This is a genomic window from Streptomyces sp. NPDC028722 (genome assembly GCF_040637655.1).
Taxonomy (GTDB): domain Bacteria; phylum Actinomycetota; class Actinomycetes; order Streptomycetales; family Streptomycetaceae; genus Streptomyces.
Genome location: NZ_JBEZWU010000008.1, coordinates 71,384 through 91,594 on the forward strand (window position 1 = coordinate 71,384; position 20,211 = coordinate 91,594).

Below are 20,211 nucleotides of genomic sequence, written 5' to 3' on the forward strand. Positions count from 1 at the left end.
GGGGGCGGACGGAATGGCGCGGCACGGCGGGCGGGGATGGTACGGCCGGATGGTCGCGGCGGCGCTGGGGGTGACGGTGGCGGCCGCCGCCACCTCGGTGTGGAGCGCGCAGGCCGGGCAGAGCGGTGGCGGCTCGGCCGGGCGGGGTGCCCCGGCCCCGTCCACCGCGCCCGCGGCGGCGCCCGTGTCCGCCGTCATCGCTCATGCCTCGGACCGCGGTGAGCACGCCGTGAACATCACCATCGACGACGGTCCGGACCCGGTCTGGACCCCGCGGGTGCTCCAGGTGCTGCGGGACAACGGCGTGAAGGCGACGTTCTGCATGGTCGGCACCCAGGCCGAGGCCCACCCGGATCTGGTCCGGCAGGTGGTGGCCGCCGGGCACCGACTGTGCGACCACACGGTGTCGCACGACACCACCATGGACACCAAGCCCCCGGCCTACCAGTCACAGCAGATCGTGGACGCCGAGCGGCAGATCACCAAGGCGTCCGGCGGGGTGCGCCCGATGTACTACCGGGCTCCGGGCGGCGCCTTCACCCCGTACAGCCGGAAACTGGCGGCCTCGCACGGGATGCGTCCGCTCGGCTGGAACGTCGACTCCAAGGACTTCGAGCGGCCGGGCACGGACGCCGTCGTGGCCACCGTCAAGAGGGAACTGGCGAACGGCCCCACGATCCTCTTCCACGACGCGGGCGGCGACCGCTCCCAGACGGTGGCCGCGCTGGGCACCCTGCTGCCGTGGCTGAAGCAGCAGGGCTACGCGTTCGGCTTCCCGGTGCGCTGACCCGGGGGTCTCGGCCTCAGTACCGCGAGGGGAGTCGTCCCCGGACGCCGGTGTGCGGCAAAACCGCTGGCCGGGCCGCCGGTGGCGGTGATGGGATGGGGCGATGCGAGAGGATGCCACGACCGTCGTCGACCGCGGGCAGTACCCGGACGCGGTGACGCCCTGGGAGCAGGAGACCTGGCGTGCCGAGGCGCTCGGCTGGATGGCCGAGGGGCTCACCGCGCACGGTCTGCGGGCCGCCGGCGGGCTCGACGTGCGGTTGCGGCCCTGGTCCGTGCTGATCCGGGTGCCCGTCGCGGGGCGGACGGCGGTCTGGTTCAAGGCGAGCCCGCCGGCCGGCGCGTTCGAGGGCCCGCTGACCGCCGCCCTGGCCCGCTGGGTGCCGGAGCACGTGCTGCGGCCCCTGGCCGTCGACGCCGCGCGCGGCTGGTCGCTGCTGCCCGACGGCGGCGACCTGTTCCGGACCGTGCTCGCCCGGGAGCCGGTCGGTCCGCGCGCCTGGGAGGAACTGCTGGGCCAGTACGCGCACATGCAGCACGCGCTGGTCCCGCACGCGCACGCCCTTGAGCGGCTGGGCGTGCCGGCAGCCCGGACTCCCGGGCTGCCGGTGGTGTTCGACCGCCTGCTCGCCGGGGACCGTGTGCTGGGCCCGGACGACCGCGCCCGGCTGGAGGAGCTGCGGCCGCGCCTCGCGGACTGGTGCGCCGAACTCGCCTCGCTGGGCGTCGCGGACAGCCTCGACCACGCGGACCTGCACGACGGGCAGGTGTTCCGGCCGGCCCCGGGCCGCTACACCTTCTTCGACTGGGGTGACGCCGCCGTCTCCCACCCGTTCTGTAGTCTGCGCGTCACCGCCGAACGGGCCCGCGACCGCTACGGCCCGCACGTGCTGCCCCGGCTGCTCGACGCGTATCTGGAGCCCTGGACGGGCCCCGGCCGTACCGCGGCGCAGCTGCGGCGGGCGGCGGCGCTCGCCTGGCGGCTGAGCGTGCTGAGCCGGTCGGCGGCCTGGGGCCGGATGTTCCCCGGCGCGTCCGGTGCCGGGCCGGGACCGGCGCAGAGCGCCCGGTGGCTGCTGGAGCTCCTGGCCGAGCCGCCGTTCCGGGCCGGCTGACCCTTCCCGGCGGCGGCGCGTGCGCCGGGTCAGGGCAGCGGGGTGCCGCCCGTCGCGTTCAGGATCTCCGCGGTGATGTAGCTCGCCTGGGGCGAGGCCAGATACACGTAGGCGGGGGCCAGTTCGGCGGGCTGGGCGGGGCGGCCGAGCGGACTCTGCTTCCCGAACTCCGCCGTGTCCGGCATGGTGGCGGGGATGAGCGGGGTCCACACCGGTCCCGGCGCGACCGCGTTGACCCGGATGCCGCGCTCGGCGAGCATCTGCGCCAGGCCCTGGGTGAAGGTGACGATCGCGCCCTTGGTCATGGCGTAGTCCAGCAGGTGCGGGCTGGGCTGGTACGCCTGCACGGACGTGGTGTTGATGACACAGCCGCCGGCCGGGATGTGCGGGAGGGCGAACTTGGTGAGCCAGAACATCCCGTACAGGTTGGTCCGCATCACCCGGTCGAACTGCTCGGTGCTGATCGCCTCGATGCCGTCCGACTGGGCCATCTGGTAGGCGGCGTTGTTCACGAGGACGTCGATACGGCCGAACTCGCCGACCGCCCGCTCGACCAGCGAGCGGCAGTTGTCCTCCTCGCGGATGTCGCAGGACACGGCGACCGCCTTGCGCCCCGCGTCCTCCACCAGCCGGGACGTCTCGCGGGCGTCCTCCTCCTCCGCGTCCAGATGTGTGAACAGCACGTCGGCCCCCTCGCGGGCGAAGGCGAGCGCCACCGCGCGTCCGATGCCGGAGTCCCCACCCGTGATCACGGTCTTGAGGCCCTCGAGACGGCCGGTGCCGTGGTAGGAGTCCTCGCCGTGGTCGGGCGGCGGGTCCATGGGGCCGGTCCAGCCGGGGTGCGGCTGGTCCTGGTCGGGGAAGTCGGGGCGGGGGTGCTGAGTGACCGGATCGGGCCGGTCACCGTGCTGGTCCGTCACAGTGGCCTCCTGTGTCTCGGGCGGACGGGACAGGCGACCCGGGTTCCCTCGTTGCGGCGGGTGAAAAGCGCTTCCTGCCGGTCAGACGGTCGGGGTGTGCTGCCCGGTGGCGCGCAGCCGGTCCCGGCGGGCGAGGTTGTAGAGCCGCAGCAGATGCTTCGCCACCGCGCAGAGAGCGGCGTCGGCATGGCACTGGCGGCACGTCTGCATGTGCTGCTCGTAGGTGAAGCGCGCGTTTTCCAACGCGTCGTTGGCAGTAGACATCGACATCTCCGGGCAGGGGCGCGTCCGAGGACGGCGCAAAGTTGACTGACTGGTACACCCGGAACAAGGTCATCATGTTACTTGCGGTACTGGGAAACCGGCTTCCCTCCGGGATGGCCGTCACCGTCTGTGACGGTTGCTCCGAGTCCGGGGCGGCGCGGCAGATGCCGCTGACCGGGGAGGTGCTCCCGGCGCAGGGGGCACCGGCTGAGGTGCCGACCATGGCTCATAAGCCCGTTGGGCCGTCCGGTGGAGGCCGTTAGGATCGTCTTACGGCATCGCGTGCCGGTCACCGGCCGGGTGAGGCATGGAGGTGCCCGTGAGTTTGCCTTGCGGAGGCATTCCACCCATGTCAGTCGAGTTGAACCACACCATCGTCCACGCCCGGGACAAGCGGGAGTCGGCCGCGTTCCTGGCCCGCATCCTGGGCTTGGAGGCCGGGGCCGAGTGGGGCCCGTTCGTTCCCCTGTCCACGAGCAACGGGGTCACCCTGGACTTCGCCACCGTCCCGGCGGAGTCGATAGTCATGCAGCACTACGCCTTCCTCGTCTCCGAGGAGGAGTTCGACGCGGCCTTCGCCCGTATCCGGCAGGCCGGGATCACCTACTACGCCGACCCGCACGGGAAGCAGCCGGGCGAGATCAACCACCACTGGGGCGGCCGGGGCCTGTACTTCCACGATCCGGCCGGACACGGCATGGAGATCATCACCCGCCCCTACGGCAGCCCCGAGGCGCCGGCGGAGTCCTGAGAAAGGGGCGGGCCGGGGCACTCGCCCCGGCCCGCCCGCTCCCGGCGGGTTCCCGGCAGACCGTGCGGGTTCCGCCCGGTCCACCGGGAGCCCGTCCCCGCGGACCGGGAGCGGGACGCCGCCCGGGGCGGCGTCCCGCGTTTCACCGACCGCCGTGCGCCGGTTACGGCGTCACGACGTTGCCGCCGAACGTCACCACGAGGTGGCCGTCCGAGGCGAAGGACCAGCCGAGCGCGCCCGCGTACGCGGAGCAGCGGGAGCCGTTGGTGCCGGTCCAGAACTGGTCGGAGCTGTCGGCGTCACCGACGGTCTTGTCGTTCGAGCCGCTGACGGCGAAGCGGCACGACGTGTCGGTGCGGAACACCGAAGTGCCCGCGTCGAACGAGAAGTTGCGCTGGGCGTTGTCGATGCCGACGTTGCCGGACACCGTCATCGTGCCGGGGTTGCTGTTGTAGGTGAAACCGTGGTGGCCGTTCTTGTAGGCGATGTCGTGCCGCACCACGTGGTTCACCGCGATGCCGTCGCCGCCCAGCTTGTAGCCGTTGCGGTCGCCGTTGGCGTTGACCGTGCCGTCACTCAGGGTGCCATTGCCGTAGGACAGGGAGTACTCGATGGTCACCGGGCCGATGGCGCCGGTGTCCGTCTTGGTGAACAGGTCCCAGCCGTCATCGATGTTGTTGTGCGAGACGTCGTAACGGAAGACGTTCCCGGTGCCGGTGGTCAGCTTCGCGGCGAAGCCGTCGGCGTCCTCACCGTCGGAGTCCGCGTTGTCGTGCGACTCGGAACTGACGATCAGGTTGTTCGACGGCCACTGGGAGTTGGGGGTGGTGGAGGCGGTGCGGCCCAGTTGCAGGCCGGTGTCGCGGTTGTAGGCGGTCACCACACGCTCGACGACGTTGTTGCTGCCGCCGACGAAGATCCCGTTGTCCCCGGCGTGTTCGACGGTCAGGCCGTACAGCCGCCAGTAGGAGGCGTTCAGCTGGATGCCCCGGTTGGCGGGACTCTCGCTCTGCGCCGCGAAGTTCAGTACGGGCTTCTCGCCCGGGTAGGCCGACAGGGTCGTGCGGGCGGCGGGGGTGCCGTCCTTGCCGGCCGGGATGGTGACCGTGGCGGACGGGGTGTACGTCCCTCCGCGCAGGTAGATCGTGCCGCCGGGCGTGACGCGGCTGAGGGCGGAGGTGAGCGTGGTCGGGGCCGACTCCGTGCCGGCCGCGCTGTCGCTGCCGCTCGGTGACACGTAGAGCACGGTGCCGGTCGCCGCCGCCGACACGTCGGCGTCGAGGTGGTCGAGGTTGGGCAGACCGTCGGCGCCGGTGGGGCTGAGGCGGATCGTGTTGACACCGGCCTTGACCGGCACCGTGAGCGTCTTGGTCGCCCAGGTGTTCCAGGCCCCGGTGGTCTCGAACGACACCGTGGTGACCGCCGCCCCGTTGACCGCGACGGTCGCGGACCGGGCGGCGGCCGTTCCGTTGGCGAAGCGGACACCGAGAGTCGCGGTGCCCGCGTCGGCGGCGTTCACCGTGAACTGGGCGTACGCGCCCGACGCGTTGGTCCCGTTGCAGAAGCCGCTGCCGGAGAATCCGGCCCAGTCGGAGTCGACGGTGCCGGTGCACACCGCGGGAGAACTCTCGGCTTCGTAACGGGTCATGGCGGCCTGGGCGGTGGTGCCGGACAGCGCGACGAGCGTGCCGGCGAGCAGACCGGCGCACGCGAGGGCGGAGGTGAGTTGCATCGGCTTGTCTCCTAGCGGTTCTGGCTCGGCTGTGCGGATGCGGGTGTCCGGAGGGGTGAAGCCGACGGCCGGTCGTGTCATGGTGGAGGCTGCCGGAAAGCGCTTTCCCTCTGGGAGTTCCCGACGCTAGGGACGAGTCGATGCGCGCGTCAAGAGTCGCGTACGTGATCCTTATTCAGGAATGTGAATCTACGGCTTACGATCGGTTGCCGGGCCCGGCCGAGGCCGCCGAGTACCGCTCGTCGGTGACCGGCTCCAGCCAGGTGGTTTCCTCGCCCCCGTCACCCTTCCTCTCCCACAGGGCGATGTGCTCCATGAAGCGGTCGGGGGTGGCGCCGTGCCAGTGTTCCTCGTTCGGGGGGCAGGTGACCGTCTGGCCGGGGTGGGCCGTGAGGACGGTGCCGTCGCGGGTGCCGATCAAGGCGACGCCGGAGACCACGTGCAAGGTCTGGCCCAGCACATGGGAGTGCCAGTTCGTGCGGGCGCCCGGGGAGAAGCGGACCAGGTTGACGCGCATCCGGGACGGCTCCTGGCCGGCGTGGATGACGTCGAACCAGACGTCGCCGGTGAACCGGTCGACCGGCGCCTTGACCGTGGCCTGCTGCTTGACGAATTCCATGGTGTCTTCCTTGTCTTCCTTGTCTTCCTTGTCTTCCTTGTCTTCTTTCACGATCACGGGGTGGGGGCACGGTTCAGGTGGCGGCGCGCTCGTCGGCGATCTTCTTGAGCCGGGTGATGGCGGTCATGGCGTTGGGCCAGCCCGCGTAGAAGGCCAGGTGGGTGATGGCCTCGGACAGCTCCTCGACGCGCAGCCCGTTGTCCAGCGCGACGCCGAGGTGGTAGCCGAGCTGCTCGCCGCGGTAGAGGGCGGCCAGCACACTCACCGTGACCAGACTGCGGTCACGCGGAGAGAGACCGGGACGCTCCCAGACGTCACCGAACAACACGTCGTCGGTGACCTCGACCAGCTTGGGTGCGATCGTCGCGAGTTCCCGGGGTGCGGACTGCTTCGGCATGAACAACTCCTCGATCGAAGGGCGGGCGGCCCTTTGCGCCACTGTGTGGCCGGGCCGGTCGTCCGGCACCGACCGGAGGCGGGAACCGTCAGGCCCCCGGGCCGCCCCAGCCGACACCGGGATCGACGAAACCGCAGGCCGGAGGCGTGGGGAAGGGTCTGCCGTTACAGGTACCGACAGGGCCCCCCACGGGCGCGCCGTCCGGCTTAGCCTGGGAAACGTGAGTACCGAGAGTGACATCCGCGCGTTCCTGGCCTCCCGCCGGGCCAAGATCACCCCGCAGCAGGCGGGGCTGCCCGCCTTCGGCGGCAACCGGCGCGTGCCCGGCCTGCGCCGTGAGGAAGTCGCCCTGCTCGCCGGCGTCAGCATCGACTACTACATACGCCTGGAGCGCGGCCATCTGGCCGGCGCGTCCGAGGAGGTCCTCGACTCCGTCGCGGACGCCCTCCAGCTCGACGACGCCGAACGCGCCCACCTCCACGACCTCGCCCGCGCCGCCGCCAAACGCCCCCACCGCCGCACCCGGCGCCCGCGCGGGCCGCTGTCCGACAGCGTGCTGCGCGTCCTGAACTCCATGAGCGACTGCCCGGCCTTCATCCGCAACGGCCGCCTGGACGTCCTCGCCACCAACCCCCTCGGCCGCGCCCTGTACAGCGCGCTCCACGCCGGCGCGGCCCGGGAGCCGGTCAACATGGCCCGGTTCCAGTTCCTCGACCCGGCCGGACGCGAGTTCTTCCCCCGCTGGGAGGAGGCCGTGAACACCACCGTGTCCCTGCTGCGCACCGAAGCCGGCCGCGCCCCCGGCGACAGCGGCCTGACCGGCCTGATCGGCGAACTGGTCACCCGCAGCGACACGTTCCGCACCGCCTGGGCCAAGCACGATGTCCGCCTGCACCGCACCGGCCGCAAGTCCTTCCGCCACCCCGCCGTCGGCGAGATCACCCTCGACTTCGACGCCATGGAACTGCCCGCCCAGCCGGGTCTGACCCTCACCGCCTACAGCGCCCCGCCCCACACTTCCGATCACGACAAGATCCAGCTGCTCGCCGCCTGGGCCGCCACCGAGAGGACGCCCGCACCCGCCGACAGCCCCTCCCCCACCGACCGGCAGAGGTGACGGCCGCGGCGGCGCTCGGGCGCTGACGGCCCGGCAGCGGCGGCGCGAGAATGGCGCCGCGACAGCGGCGACCCGAGAGCCGCGGCCCGGCGACGGCGACCCGGCGGCGCGAGAGCAGCGACCCGACAGCCGCGGCCCGGCGGCCCGAGAGCGGCGACCCGACAGCCGCGGTCCGACAGCGGAAAGACGTCCGGGTCCGCCCCGTGGGGCGGACCCGGACGCGCCGGTCGAAGGGCCGGAAGGCCGGCGGGCTAGACCAGGTCGAACCGGTCCGCGTTCATGACCTTGTCCCAGGCGGCGACGAAGTCCTTGACGAACTTCTCCTTCGCGTCGTCGCTCGCGTAGACCTCGGCGAGGGCACGCAGTTCGGAGTTGGAGCCGAAGACGAGGTCGGCGCGGCTGCCGGCCCACTTCAGCTCGCCCGTGCTCGCGTCACGGCCCTCGAACGTGGTCTGGTCCTCGGAGGTCGCCTTCCACGTCGTCCCCAGGTCGAGCAGGTTGACGAAGAAGTCGTTGGTGAGGGCGCCGGGCGTGTGGGTGAGGACGCCGAGCTGCGACTGCTGGTGGTTGGCGCCGAGGACGCGCAGGCCGCCGACGAGGACGGTCAGCTCGGGGGCGCTGAGGTTCAGCAGGTTCGCCTTGTCGAGCAGCAGGAACTCGGCCGGCAGGCGGTTGCCCTTGCCGAGGTAGTTGCGGAAGCCGTCCGCGGTCGGCTCCAGCGCCTCGAAGGACTCGGTGTCGGTGTGCTCCTCGGTGGCGTCCACGCGGCCCGGGGTGAAGGGCACCCGCACCTGGAAGCCGCCTTCCTTGGCGGCCTTCTCCACGGCGGCGACACCGCCGAGGACGATGAGGTCGGCCAGGGAGACCTTCCTGGTGCCGGAGGAGGCGTTGAACTCCTGCTGGACGCCCTCGAGGGTGCGCAGCACCTGGGCGAGCTGGTCCGGCTCGTTGACCTCCCAGCCGCTCTGCGGGGCCAGCCGGATACGGGCGCCGTTGGCGCCACCGCGCTTGTCACTGGCGCGGAACGTCGACGCGGACACCCACGCGGTGGTGACCAGCTGGGACACGCTGAGGCCCGAGTCGAGCAGCTTGGTCTTCAGGGTCTCGATGTCCGCGTCGTCGATCAGCTCGCCCTCACGCTCCGGCAGCGGGTCCTGCCACAGCAGGGTCTCCTGCGGGACCTCCGGGCCGAGGTACAGCGCCTTCGGGCCCATGTCGCGGTGGGTGAGCTTGTACCAGGCGCGGGCGAAGGCGTCCGCGAACTCCTGCGGGTTCTCGTGGAAGCGGCGGGAGATGGGCTCGTAGACCGGGTCGAAGCGCAGCGCGAGGTCGGTGGTGAGCATCGCCGGGGCGATCTTCTTCGACGGGTCGTGGGCGGCCGGGACCGTGCCCTCGCCCGCGCCGTCCTTGGGGCGCCACTGCTTGGCGCCGGCCGGGGACTCGGTCAGCTCCCACTCGTAGCCGAAGAGGTTGTCGAAGAAGCCGTTGCTCCACCGGGTCGGCGTGGCGGTCCAGGTGACCTCCAGGCCGGAGGTGATGGTGTCGGCGCCCTTGCCGGTGCCGTAGCTGTTCCGCCAGCCCAGGCCCTGCTCCTCGAAACCGGCGGCCTCGATGTCGGGACCGACGTGGTCGGCGGGGCCGGCGCCGTGGGTCTTGCCGAAGGTGTGGCCACCGGCGATCAGGGCGACGGTCTCCTCGTCGTTCATCGCCATCCGGGCGAACGTCTCACGGATGTCGCGGGCCGCGGCGAGCGGGTCCGGATTGCCGTTCGGGCCCTCGGGGTTGACGTAGATGAGACCCATCTGGACGGCGCCGAGCGGGTTCTCCAGCTCACGGTCGCCGGTGTAGCGCTTGTCGTCCAGCCAGGTGGTCTCGGGACCCCAGTAGACGTCCTCCTCCGGCTCCCACACGTCCTCACGGCCGCCGCCGAAGCCGAAGGTCTCGAAGCCCATGGACTCCAGGGCCACGTTGCCGGTGAGGATCAGCAGGTCGGCCCACGAGATCCGCTGACCGTACTTCTTCTTCACCGGCCACAGCAGGCGGCGGGCCTTGTCCAGGTTGACGTTGTCGGGCCAGCTGTTCAGCGGGGCGAAACGCTGCTGGCCGGCGCCGGCACCGCCGCGGCCGTCGCTGATGCGGTAGGTGCCCGCACTGTGCCACGCCATACGGACCATCAGGGGGCCGTAGTGGCCGAAGTCGGCCGGCCACCAGTCCTGGGAGGTGGTGAGCACCTCCTCGATGTCCCGCTTCACGGCCGGAAGGTCCAGACCCCGGAAGGCCTCGGCGTAATCGAAGTCCTCACCGAGCGGGTTCGCCACGGCCGGGTTCTTGGCAAGGATCTTCAGGTTGAGCCGCTCCGGCCACCACTGACGGTTGCCTCCGCCCTGGGTCGGGTGCAGGGCACGGTCATGGGCGACGGGGCAACCGCCGCCCGCTCCGTCCGCCTTCGCGTCTGTGACGATCGCGTCGTGGTTCTCGGTCATGGCAATCCTTCCGAACTGTGCGGAACGTGGTGCTCAGGAACTACGGCGAGTGGAACAGTCGGGGCAGGTGCCCCAGTACACGACCTCGGCCTCGTCGATGGCGAAGCCCCGGTCGTCCGAGGCGGTCAGGCAGGGCGCGTCGCCGACGGCGCAGTCGACGTCGGCGACGGCGCCGCACGACCGGCACACGATGTGGTGGTGGTTGTCACCCACGCGTCCCTCGAAACGGGCCGGATGGCCGGCCGGTTCGATCCGGCGTACCAGGCCCGCTGCGGTCAGCGCGTGGAGAGCCTCGTAGACGGCTTGCAGGGAGATGTGGCCCACGCGCTCGCGGACTCCGGAGGCGATCGCCTCGACGCCGAGGTGATCACCGTCCCGGACGGTCTCGAGCAGCGCGACGCGGGCCGCCGTCACACGCAGGCCGGCACCGCGGAGTTGTCCGGCGGTGGTCGGGGCCGGGGAGGCGGTCATGGCGCTGAACCTACCGGCATAAACACGAGGGATTCAAGGAAACGAACGATGCAATTCTGGCCGTGTACCGGCGCCGGAGCGTTTCCTCCCGGCCATACGCGTCCGCTTCCGCCTCTCCCCGTGCGCGCACCTGGCCACGCCCGGCGGGGCGCGGGGTGGCGGGCGGGGTGGGCATGCCCGCATCATGGGGCCGTTCGCACCGCGCCGGCCCCGCGGTCTGCCGGAGGGTCCTCCGAAGGGGGGAGCCCGCGTACTCGCGCGGCCCTCCCGGGGCCCCGGGTGCGGACGGGCGGATCCGCGCACCCGTCCGCACCCGTCCGGACCGGTCCGGGCGGGCTCAGTGGGTGTGCCGGCAGGTGGTTCGCGCGGACCGGTAGCGGCGGGCCAGGGCGTGGAAGGCCTCCTTCGGTTCCCAGTGCCAGTCGGAAGCGGGGTCGTCCGGCCGGTCCTTGAGGGTCTTGGTCACGGCGTAGCTCGCCATGTCGAGGTCGTGGCGCGGGTCGCCCGGACGGTGCGGGGCGTCGGGAGTCACGAACTCGAAGGCCATCGCCGCGTACAGGCCCATCGAGGAGAAGACGTCGAGGAGTCGCAGGAGCCAGGCCGCCTGGGTGCGCTCGCTGCGTACCAGGTCGCCCTTGATCTCCTCGGGTTCCTTGTCGTAGTCGACGACGTCCCAGCCCATGCCCGCGGTCCGGGGCGCCCCGACGTAGGCACAGGTGCCGAACTCGGTGATGGCCAGCGGCTTTCCCCACCGCAGATAGCGGCTCAACTCCTTCACGTGGTCCGCCCGATGAGGGAAGTACGAGTAGTAGTCGATGCCCACGATGTCGAACAGGCCCCAGTCCACCCGGTCTTCCTGCGCGGCGGCGTAGCTGAGCCGGCCGCCGAAGACGGAGCGGCCGACCGCGGCGGCCTTCGCCGTGAAGCGGTCCAGGCGGCGTTGCATCTCGACGGGGTCCAGCGTGCCGTCCAGCAGGTTACGGATGCGGTCCAGGACGGTGTCGCCGGGGACGATGCCGGGCACGAACAACCAGAACTCGCAGCCCACGCTGAGGTCCACGGCGGCACCCTGGCGGCGCAGCCGCTCGGCGAACCGGCCGGTCTCGGCGAGGTGTTCCAGGATGTCCCGCTCCGGGGCGTCGCCGAGGGTCGGCTGGAGCCAGATCCGCAGCCCTCGTTCGGCCGCCTCGACGGCGGTGGCCGTGAGCCGTTCGACACCGTCACCGGTCACGTCGACCGTGTCGGCGTGCAGCTCGTCACGGATGACCCGGATGTCCTCCCGCATCCGGGCCGTGCTGAAGGCCGTTCCCGGTGTCTCCCCCTCCCCCACGGTGTAGACGACCCCTCGGTGCCGCAGTCCGCCCTGCGCGGCCCGGGCCCGGCCCGCCGGCAGCGCCGCCGCGGCCAGTCCCGCGGACGCCATGACGGCCAGGAACTGCGCGCGTTCGATCCCCTCGGTCCTCTGCATACGGTCACCCTGCCGGGCCGGCCGCACCGGCGCCGTCGGCCGACGGTCCACGGAAGGCTGCCGAAGGGAGGCGGTCGGCTGCCGAAGGGAGGCGGTCGGCTGCCGAAGGGAGGCCGTAAGGGGTGGTGGTCCGGTGCCGCAAGGCGGGGCTCGCGGTCGCGGCAGTCGTGCTGCGCGTCCCTCCCGCGAACCACTACACGAGGCGCACGAGCCCCCCGGAGTGAGAAAATCGGACCCGGCCGTACGCACACCGGCAGGGGCCGGCCGTCAGGAGGACGCTGGTGGACCTGGACGCCGTCGCCGACGAGTTGTACGGGCTGCGCCCGGAGGAGTTCGTCGCCGCCCGCGACCGCCGCGCCCGGGACGCCCGTACGGCCGGTGACCAGGGCCTCGCCAAGGCGGTCGGTGCGCTGCGGCGGCCGAGCCGGGCCGCCTGGATCAGCAATCTGCTGGTCCGCCGGCAGCCGGAGGAGGTCCGGTCGCTGCTCGGCCTCGGTGAAGAGCTGCGCCGCGCGCACCGGGAACTGGACGGGCCGCGGCTGCGCCGGCTGGCCCCTCGGCAGAACGAGGTGATCGGCGCGCTGGGCCGGCAGGCCCGGCAACTGGCCGCGCAGGCCGGGCATCCCGTCGGTGAGGACGTCCAGCGGGCGGTCGAGGAGACGCTGCACGCCGTACTGGCCGACCCCGGGGCCGCGCGTGACTGGGCGGCGGGCCGGCTGGTGAGGCCGCTCAGTGCGACGGCCGGTTTCCCGGCGGCCGACGAGGCCCTCCTCCGCCGCCGGCCCGCTCCCCCGGCGGCCGGCCCGCAGAAGCCCGCCCGGTCCGAGGACCGTACGCCGGACAAGAGCAGGGCCCGTGCCCGGGACAAGGACGAGAACCGTGCGCGGGACAAGGAGCGCGCACGCGACGCGGAACACCGCCGGCGCCTCGCCGAGGCCCGCGAGCAGGCCCGCGAGGCCGAGCGGGAACTGCGCGCACGGGAGGATGAGGCCGGGGCCGCCGCGCGGGCGGCGCGGGAGGCCGGCGTCCGGGTGACCGAGGCGGAGGAGCGGGTCCGTGAGCTGCGCGGGCGGCTGCGGCATGCCGAGGAGGAGCAGCGGCGGGCGCGGGCCGGTGAACAGGAGGCGCGGGAGCGGGCCCGGCAGGCCGACCGGGCCGCCCGCGAGGCCCGGCGCCGGTCCGGGACGGCCGCCGCCCGGGTGGAACGACCGGGCGGCTGACACGGGGACGGCCAGAGGGTGCCCGGGGCACCCGGCACCGGGGCGCGCTCCCGTCACCGAGGTGAACCCCGCCCGACCCCACGGCGGGCGTCCGACCCGATGGTGGGCCTCCGAACCCGCGGCGCGTGCCCGCCCCCTCGGGGGGCCTCCGACCGCGCGGCGGGTGCCCGCCCCCGCGGCGGACGGCATCCGACACCACCGTGAGTGGCCGACCCCACGGCGGGCATCCGACCCCGCGACGCGTACCCACGGCGAACGTCCGGCCCCACGGCGGACGGCTTCGCGGCGGACGGCGGACGGCCCCACGGCAGGCGGCGGCCGGCGTCGCCGTGGGTGGTCCCACTCGGGTGGGTGCAGCCGGTCCCGTCGGGCGTGGCCCGCGCGGTGGTCTGTCGTTCGGCAGCCGTGTGAAGTTCGGCACACGGCGTGATGGGCCCGGGGTGGACGGGCAAAGGTCCCCTTCATGCCCCACGCGAATTCCCTGCGGCAGGTGATGTGATGACCACGGCGACGACCCGGACGCCCCGGACGCCGCCCGCCAGAAGCGACGACCCGGCCGCCCGGCTCTCCTCCCCGGCCGCCCAGCCCTCCCTGCCGTCGCTCACCGGACTGCGCTGGATGGCGGCGCTGCTGGTGTTCGGACTGCACGTGCACAACTTCGGCTACTTCGGCGGTACCGGTGGCCGTCTGGTGTCCTGGGGGTTCGACGCCGGCGCCACCGGAGTGTCGTTCTTCTTCCTGCTGTCCGGATTCGTGCTGACCTGGTCGGCGCGGCCCGGCGACCGCGTCTTCGCCTTCTGGCGGCGGCGCATCGCCCGTATCTACCCGGTGCACCTGGTCACCCTCGCCGTCGCGCTGGTCATGGCATACACGCTGACGCACCAGGCACGGCCGACGGCGCACCAGACCCTCGCCAACGCGCTGCTGCTGCATTCCTGGTGGCGCCCGTGGTGGCAGACCCTGAACCCGGTCAGCTGGTCCCTGGCCTGTGAGGCGTTCTTCTACGCCGCCTTCCCGGCGCTGATCCTGCTGCTGCGCCGGCTCGGCGCACGCGGCTCGACCGCGCTGGGCGGGCTGTCGGTGGCCGCGGTCCTGGTGCTGGCGTGGGCCGAGGCGCACCACTGGTGGGACCGGTCGGTCTACTCCTTCCCCGCCGCGCGGCTGCCCGAGTTCGTGCTCGGCGCGGTCACCGCGCGGCTGGTGCTGCTCGACCGCTGGCGCGGGCCGGGGCTGGAGGCGTCGCTCGCCCTCGCGGTGATCGGCTACTTCCTCGTCCCGCAGGTCCCACCCGGCTATTCCGCCACCGTGTGCACCATCGCCGGATTCGCCCTGCTGATCCCCGCGGCGGCCGTCGCGGACCTGCGCGGGCTGCCGTCCCTGTGGCGGCACCGGCGGATGGTGCGGCTCGGGGAGCTGTCGTTCGCCTTCTACATGATCCACCTGCTGGTGCTGCGGGCCGCCACGAGCGTGCTGGGTACGAAGCCACGCTTCGGCGTCCTGACCGGCCTGGCCGTCACGACGGCCGCGTTCAGCGTGGCGCTCGCCCTGTCCTGGGCGCTGTACGAGGGGGTGGAGCGCCCGGCGAGACGGCTGCTGCTGCGCCGCCGCCCGGCCCGGCGCCCGCGGACGATGCCGCTGCCGCAACCGGAAGCGGCCCCTGTACGACAGCCGGAGGCGGCCCCCCTACGACAGCCGGAGGCCGCCCCCGTACGACAGTCGGAGGCGGCCCCCGTACGACAGCCCGAGGCGGCCCCGGCACCCGGACCGCAGCCGGCGTCGCCGCGGCCCTGTCCGGGAGGCGGCGGCGCCGACGCGTGACTGACGGCGGGCACCGGCCCGGGCGGTGCCCGCCGAGTTGTCCCGTTCCTCCGTGCCGGTCCCGCCCGGTCGGCCGGAGCCGGTCGCACACATGGGTGACGTCGGCAACAGCCAGGAGAGTCCGGCGGGTTTCGGGGTATGCGGCTCCCGACACCGGCCCGGCGGCAACACCGACGGGCCGGCACCGCTCGACCACACCGAAGGAGCCGTGTCGACATGCGCGGGAAACACACCGGGGTGAGCCGGGGGCCGGCAGCCGGCCCGACCGCAGCCGCCCCTGCCGACCGCCGGCCGGCGCTGTCGCGCGCCAGGGCACGCCCCGGTCACCGCTCCGCTTCCCGGCCGGGCCCGGGGCAGGGGGAACGAGCGCCGGCGCACTGAGCGACGGCGTGGCGGCGGCCGGAACGACGTCCCGGAACCGCCGCTGCCGGTGCCGAAGAGAGGCGTGGCCCCGTGGCCGCCCGGAGGTTTGGCCAGGCCGGACACGGAGGGCTACGGTTGGCGGTCGGCAATGATCGGCTCGGGGAGCCGGCCGACCGGCGTCGGCACCTGGCTGTGCGAGAGGAGAGGATGAGAGTGCCGGAGCAGGACGTGGCCGAATCGGCGCCACAGGTGGTGAGCGCCTTCCTGGAACGGCGCAGGGAGCAGATCGCCCAGCGCTGGGCCGACGCCCCCTTGTTCCGCTCGGTCTTCACCGTCTCCCGCGACGAAGCGGTCGAGGCGTGCAAGGCCGTGGTGGACGCGCTGTCCGAGGTGGCCGTCAGCGGCCGGCTGGAGGACATCGAGGCGCCCGGGTACGCGTCGGTGCGCGACCAGTTGGGCCGGATGACCCACACCCGGACGCGTACCGGATCGACCCCGGCGCAGATCGCCGACGAGGTCGCCGTGCTGCGCGCACCCGCGGTCGAGCTGCTGCGCGAGGAGTTCACCGACCCCGCCACCCCGCACGTCCAGGAGAGTGTGCTGGCGCTGACCCTGCTGATGGGGACGCTTCGCCTGGTAGTGATGGAGACGGCGCTGGACGCGAACGCGGAGCTGATCGAGCGGCAGCGGCAGCAGTTGCTCGAAGTGGCCACTCCGGTCATCAAGTTGTGGGAGGGCACGGTCGCCGTACCGCTGATCGGGACGCTGGACAGCGCGCGCAGCCAGGTGGTGATGGAGTCGCTGCTGGAGGCCATCGTCGACCAGCGCGCCCGGTACGCCATCCTCGACATCACCGGGGTGCCGACCGTCGACTCGCTCGTCGCGCAGCACCTGATGAAGACGGTCGCCGCGGCACGCCTGATGGGTGCCGAGTGCATCGTCTCCGGGATCCGCCCGGCGATCGCGCAGACCATCGTGCAGCTCGGCATCGACCTGGGTTCGGTGCTCACCCGGGCCTCGCTGGCCGACGCGCTGGCCTACGCGCTGGGCCGGCAGGGCATAGAGGTGTCCCGTTCGGACGCGGGTGCGAGCGCCCGGTGAACCAGCCCAGTCCCCGTCACTCCCCCCAGGTCCCGGTGCTGGCCCTGGGCGACGTCCTGCTCGTCTCCCTCCAGGGCGAGCTGCACGACGGCATGGCCGAACAGCTCCAGCACGACATCACCAGCCGCATCGCCACGAGCCGCGCGACCGGCGTGGTGCTCGACATCTCCGGCGTGGACATCGTCGACTCGTTCCTCGGCCGGGTGCTGGCCGAGATCGCCTCCACGGCCCGGCTCCTGGCGGCCCGTACGGTGCTCGCCGGCATGCGGCCCGCGGTGGCGATCACCCTGGTCGAGCTGGGGCTGACGCTGCCCGGGCTGGTCACCGCCCTGGATGTCGACCGTGCCATGGAACTGCTGTCCCAGAGGGGGAGCTGATGCAGGTGTCCGGCCAGGCGCCCGCGACGAGTCTGCCCATCGGCTCGGACGCGGATCTGGCCTGGGTCCGGCAGGAGGTGCGGCAGTGCGCGGCGCAGCTCGGTTTCGGTCTGGTGCAGCAGACCAAGCTGGTCACGGCGGCGAGCGAGCTGGCCCGTAACACGCTGGTGCACGGCGGGGGCGGGCGGGTGGAGATCACGCCGCTGGACAACGGCCGCAGCCGGGGGCTGCGGATGCGGTTCATCGACAGCGGTCCCGGCATCCGCGACCTGGAGCTGGCCATGACCGACGGCTACACCTCCGGTGGCGGGCTGGGGCTCGGACTGAGCGGAGCGAAGCGGCTGGTGCACGAGTTCGACGTCGACACCGAACCCGGCCGGGGCACGACCGTCACGGCCGTCGCCTGGGTGGTCCAGGTTCCCGGGTCGCGTCCGGTGCTGGGATGAGCCGGGTGTGGGAGGTCCCGGTGCACGACTCCACGCGGGTCCGGGACGCCCGGACAGCGGCCCAGGAGGCGTGCGCGGAGGCCGGTCTCGCCGCGCCGCGCACCGCCGCCGCGGAGCTGGTCGCCACCGAGCTGGCCACCAATCTGCTCCGGCACGCGGGCGGGGGCCGGATGGTGGTGAACCTCGTGGCGCCGCCGGCCGGCGCGGGCACGTCGGTCCAGGTGTTCTCGCTCGATCACGGGCCGGGCTTCGCGGACGCCGACACGGCTCTGCGGGACGGCTACTCCACCGCCGCCAATTCGCTCGGCGCGGGCCTGGGCAGCTGCCTGCGCAGCGCGAACGCGTTCCATCTGTACAGCCTGCCGGGCCGTGGGACGGTGGCGACGGCCCGGATCGACCCCGAGCCCCGTGCGCGCGGGAGCGCGGAGGCGCCGCTGCCGGCGGGCGGGATCACGACCGCGCTCGCCCAGGCGGAGCAGTGCGGTGACGCCTGGGGCTGGGCGCGCTCCGGCGGCCTGGTGACCCTGCTGCTCGCCGACGGTCTCGGGCACGGCCCGAAGGCCGCTCACGCGTCCACGGCGGCGGTGGCGGAACTGCGCCGCGCCGCGCATCTTCCGCCGGCGGAGATCCTGCGCCGGCTGCACGTGGCGCTGCGGCGCACCCGGGGCGCGGCGGTGACGGTGGCGCAGGTGGACACGGACCGGGCGGAACTGTCCGTCGCCGGTGTCGGGAACGTCTCCGCCCGGGTGCGTGCCGGGGACGGCTGGACGTCGCACGTCGCTCATCCGGGGATCGTCGGGGCGTACTTCCCGGCGCAGGTCCCCGTGCGCCGGCTGCCGTGGCGCCGGGACAGTCTCCTCGTGATGCACAGTGACGGGCTGCCCAGCCGCTGGGCGCCGCCGGAGGATCCCGGGCTGCTCGCCCACGACCCGTCGGTGGTGGCCGGGGCGATCCTGCGTGAAGCGGGCAGCCCGGCCCGTCCCGCACGCGACGACACCAGTGTGGCCGTACTGGCCCCCGACCGCCGGACCAGACCTCATGACAGCCGCCTCTGACTCCTGGACCATCGCCTCGGCCGCCGACGCGGCCCGCGTCCGCGCCCTGCTGGCGCGGCTCACGGCGGACGTCGGCGTGCCCTCGCCCGACCGCGCGCGCTTCCTGGCCGCGCTCGGCAGCCGGCTGCGCCGCAGTCTTGGTGAGGGGTGTACGGAGCTGACGGTGACCGCCGAGTCCGTCGGGCCGGACGGGTCGGACGGGGTGCTGCGGGTCGTGCTCGACGGGCCGGAGCCCTGGCAGCACACCCTCGCCTGTCCCGCGCCCGTGGCCGGGCCGCTGCCCGGGCCGGGTGACGCCGGGCTCGCCGAGGCGCTGCTGGACGCCGACGAGGCCGCCGCCGGCCTGCTGGCGCACCTGGACGAGACGGAGGAGCTGGTCCGGTTCCACCGGGAGGAACTGCACCAGACCAACCAGGGTGTCCTGGCACTGCACGCCGAGCTGGAGGCCGCGGCGCTGGCGCAGCGTGAGCACCTCGAGGCCGAGCGGGCGGCGCGCGCGGAGGCGGAGAACGCCCGCCGGCTGCTGACCTTCCTGGCCGATGCCAGCGCGGTCCTGAACGCCTCTCTGGACCACGAGGACATCCTGCGCCGGCTGCCCGGTCTGCTGGTACCGGAGTACGCCCGGCGCGTCGACATCTGGCTCGTGGACGACGAGGGGGCTCCGCCGGGCGCGCGGGCGGCGGCCACGGTGACCGCGGCCCGTACCGGCCGTCCGCAGCACGCGGGCACCCATCCCGGGGGGCTGCCCGGCGTGGACGACCTGCCGGCCTCGGCGCTGTCCCCGGACCGGCCGCTGCTGTGCCTGCCGCTCGGCGCGCGCACCGTGCGGGGCGTGCTGACGCTGGCCGCGCCGGGCGACCGCTTCGACGCGGACACCACCGTGATGCTGCTGGAACTGGCCCGGCGCGCGGGCATCGCCCTGGACAACGCCCATGCCTACGAGCAGCACCGGGACGTCGCCGAGGCCCTCCAGCGGGCCCAGCTCACCGAGCTGCCCGACACCCCGGGGCTCGCGCTGGCCGCCCGTTATCTGCCGGCGACGCACGGGCTGAACATCGGCGGTGACTGGTACGACGCGTTCCCCCAGCCCGACGGCAGTGTGCTGACGGTGATAGGCGACGTCACGGGCCACGGGCTGCGCGCGGCGGTCATCATGGGCCAGCTGCGCACCGCGCTGCGCGCCTACGCCGTCGAGGGCAACGGCCCGGCGCGGATCCTGACCCTGCTGCACCGGATGCTGCGCCATCAGGAGCCGGAGCTGTACGCGACGTGTGCGATCGCCCGGTTCTCTCCGGGCGAGCCCGGGGTGGTGTGGGCGGCGGCCGGGCACCCTCCCGCGGTCGCGCGCGGTCCCGGGGGCGAGGTGCGGGTACTGGACGCCCGGCCCGGGATCATGCTCGGGGTGCCGATGCCGTACGAGTACGAGGAGTACACCCTCGACCTGCCGACGGGGTCCACCCTCGCGCTGTACACGGACGGTCTGGTGGAGCGGCGGTCCGCGGGGATCGACGCGGGCATCGACCGGCTGGCCCGGGCGATGGGCGCGCTCGGCGCGCTGGAGCTGGAGGATCTGGACGCGGCGGCCGACTCGGTGCTGAAGCCGATGCTGCACGACTCCGAGCACGACGACGACATCTGCCTGTTGCTGTGCCGCACCACTGAGGACGGCACGCAGGAGTGACCGGCACCGTCGCGGCGTCCGGCGGTG

Annotated in this window: 19 protein-coding genes; 11 read left to right on the top strand and 8 right to left on the bottom strand. The window is 73.2% G+C overall.

Annotation, left to right across the window (positions count from 1 at the left end):
• The first annotated feature begins 13 nt into the window (after positions 1–13).
• The gene (locus AB0F03_RS15135; RefSeq protein WP_361991000.1) at positions 14–787 is read left to right on the top strand and encodes a polysaccharide deacetylase family protein; all 774 of its coding nucleotides are present in this window, start codon (positions 14–16) and stop codon (positions 785–787) included.
• Positions 788–890: 103 nt separating this feature from the next.
• Positions 891–1,901: a phosphotransferase gene (locus AB0F03_RS15140; protein WP_361991003.1), complete on the top strand. Its 1,011-nt coding sequence runs from the start codon at positions 891–893 to the stop codon at positions 1,899–1,901.
• 29 nt (positions 1,902–1,930) lie between these two features.
• Here the strand turns inward: AB0F03_RS15140 and AB0F03_RS15145 are convergent, their stop codons facing one another.
• Both AB0F03_RS15145 and AB0F03_RS15150 read right to left on the bottom strand, forming a co-directional pair.
• Positions 1,931–2,821, bottom strand: a complete 891-nt coding sequence (locus AB0F03_RS15145) for an SDR family oxidoreductase (protein ID WP_361991006.1) — start codon at positions 2,819–2,821, stop codon at positions 1,931–1,933.
• An 81-nt stretch (positions 2,822–2,902) separates the two neighbouring features.
• A complete protein-coding gene (locus AB0F03_RS15150; RefSeq protein ID WP_361991008.1) occupies positions 2,903–3,085 on the bottom strand; it encodes a hypothetical protein in 183 nt (60 codons plus the stop codon).
• A 349-nt stretch (positions 3,086–3,434) separates the two neighbouring features.
• On the opposite strand from AB0F03_RS15150, the gene AB0F03_RS15155 reads away from it, so the two are divergent.
• Positions 3,435–3,836 (top strand): VOC family protein, encoded by a 402-nt coding sequence (locus AB0F03_RS15155; protein ID WP_361991011.1) that lies wholly within the window; start codon positions 3,435–3,437, stop codon positions 3,834–3,836.
• A 163-nt stretch (positions 3,837–3,999) separates the two neighbouring features.
• Here the strand turns inward: AB0F03_RS15155 and AB0F03_RS15160 are convergent, their stop codons facing one another.
• The 3 genes from AB0F03_RS15160 to AB0F03_RS15170 all read right to left on the bottom strand — a co-directional run bounded on the left by AB0F03_RS15160 (position 4,000) and on the right by AB0F03_RS15170 (position 6,584).
• Positions 4,000–5,568, bottom strand: a complete 1,569-nt coding sequence (locus AB0F03_RS15160; RefSeq protein WP_361991014.1) for a carbohydrate-binding protein — start codon at positions 5,566–5,568, stop codon at positions 4,000–4,002.
• A 196-nt stretch (positions 5,569–5,764) separates the two neighbouring features.
• Positions 5,765–6,187, bottom strand: a complete 423-nt coding sequence (locus AB0F03_RS15165) for a cupin domain-containing protein (RefSeq protein ID WP_361991017.1) — start codon at positions 6,185–6,187, stop codon at positions 5,765–5,767.
• 73 nt (positions 6,188–6,260) lie between these two features.
• A complete protein-coding gene (locus AB0F03_RS15170; protein ID WP_361991020.1) occupies positions 6,261–6,584 on the bottom strand; it encodes a carboxymuconolactone decarboxylase family protein in 324 nt (107 codons plus the stop codon).
• Positions 6,585–6,804: 220 nt separating this feature from the next.
• On the opposite strand from AB0F03_RS15170, the gene AB0F03_RS15175 reads away from it, so the two are divergent.
• On the top strand, positions 6,805–7,701 hold the full coding sequence (locus AB0F03_RS15175; RefSeq protein ID WP_361991023.1) for a helix-turn-helix transcriptional regulator: 897 nt from the start codon (positions 6,805–6,807) through the stop codon (positions 7,699–7,701).
• 251 nt (positions 7,702–7,952) lie between these two features.
• Here the strand turns inward: AB0F03_RS15175 and katG are convergent, their stop codons facing one another.
• The 3 genes from katG to AB0F03_RS15190 form a co-directional block, all read right to left on the bottom strand.
• On the bottom strand, positions 7,953–10,184 hold the full coding sequence (katG, locus tag AB0F03_RS15180) for a catalase/peroxidase HPI (RefSeq protein ID WP_361991026.1): 2,232 nt from the start codon (positions 10,182–10,184) through the stop codon (positions 7,953–7,955).
• Between the two features lie 33 nt (positions 10,185–10,217).
• A complete protein-coding gene (locus AB0F03_RS15185) occupies positions 10,218–10,655 on the bottom strand; it encodes a Fur family transcriptional regulator (protein ID WP_361991029.1) in 438 nt (145 codons plus the stop codon).
• Between the two features lie 337 nt (positions 10,656–10,992).
• Positions 10,993–12,123, bottom strand: coding sequence for an abortive phage infection protein (locus AB0F03_RS15190; protein ID WP_361991031.1), 1,131 nt, complete (start codon positions 12,121–12,123; stop codon positions 10,993–10,995).
• A gap of 281 nt (positions 12,124–12,404) precedes the next feature.
• On the opposite strand from AB0F03_RS15190, the gene AB0F03_RS15195 reads away from it, so the two are divergent.
• The 7 genes from AB0F03_RS15195 to AB0F03_RS15225 all read left to right on the top strand — a co-directional run bounded on the left by AB0F03_RS15195 (position 12,405) and on the right by AB0F03_RS15225 (position 20,184).
• Positions 12,405–13,343: a hypothetical protein gene (locus AB0F03_RS15195; RefSeq protein ID WP_361991034.1), complete on the top strand. Its 939-nt coding sequence runs from the start codon at positions 12,405–12,407 to the stop codon at positions 13,341–13,343.
• Between the two features lie 498 nt (positions 13,344–13,841).
• On the top strand, positions 13,842–15,161 hold the full coding sequence (locus AB0F03_RS15200; protein ID WP_361991037.1) for an acyltransferase family protein: 1,320 nt from the start codon (positions 13,842–13,844) through the stop codon (positions 15,159–15,161).
• A 570-nt stretch (positions 15,162–15,731) separates the two neighbouring features.
• A complete protein-coding gene (locus AB0F03_RS15205; protein ID WP_361991040.1) occupies positions 15,732–16,625 on the top strand; it encodes an STAS domain-containing protein in 894 nt (297 codons plus the stop codon).
• Positions 16,622–17,002, top strand: a complete 381-nt coding sequence (locus AB0F03_RS15210) for an STAS domain-containing protein (protein ID WP_361991043.1) — start codon at positions 16,622–16,624, stop codon at positions 17,000–17,002. Before AB0F03_RS15205 ends, AB0F03_RS15210 begins: the two co-directional genes overlap by 4 nt.
• Positions 17,002–17,448, top strand: a complete 447-nt coding sequence (locus AB0F03_RS15215) for an anti-sigma regulatory factor (protein ID WP_361991045.1) — start codon at positions 17,002–17,004, stop codon at positions 17,446–17,448. The genes AB0F03_RS15210 and AB0F03_RS15215 overlap by 1 nt, the downstream gene beginning before the upstream one ends.
• Positions 17,445–18,503, top strand: coding sequence for an ATP-binding SpoIIE family protein phosphatase (locus AB0F03_RS15220; protein ID WP_361991048.1), 1,059 nt, complete (start codon positions 17,445–17,447; stop codon positions 18,501–18,503). The genes AB0F03_RS15215 and AB0F03_RS15220 overlap by 4 nt, the downstream gene beginning before the upstream one ends.
• On the top strand, positions 18,487–20,184 hold the full coding sequence (locus AB0F03_RS15225) for a SpoIIE family protein phosphatase (protein WP_361991050.1): 1,698 nt from the start codon (positions 18,487–18,489) through the stop codon (positions 20,182–20,184). Before AB0F03_RS15220 ends, AB0F03_RS15225 begins: the two co-directional genes overlap by 17 nt.
• Positions 20,185–20,211 lie beyond the last annotated feature (27 nt).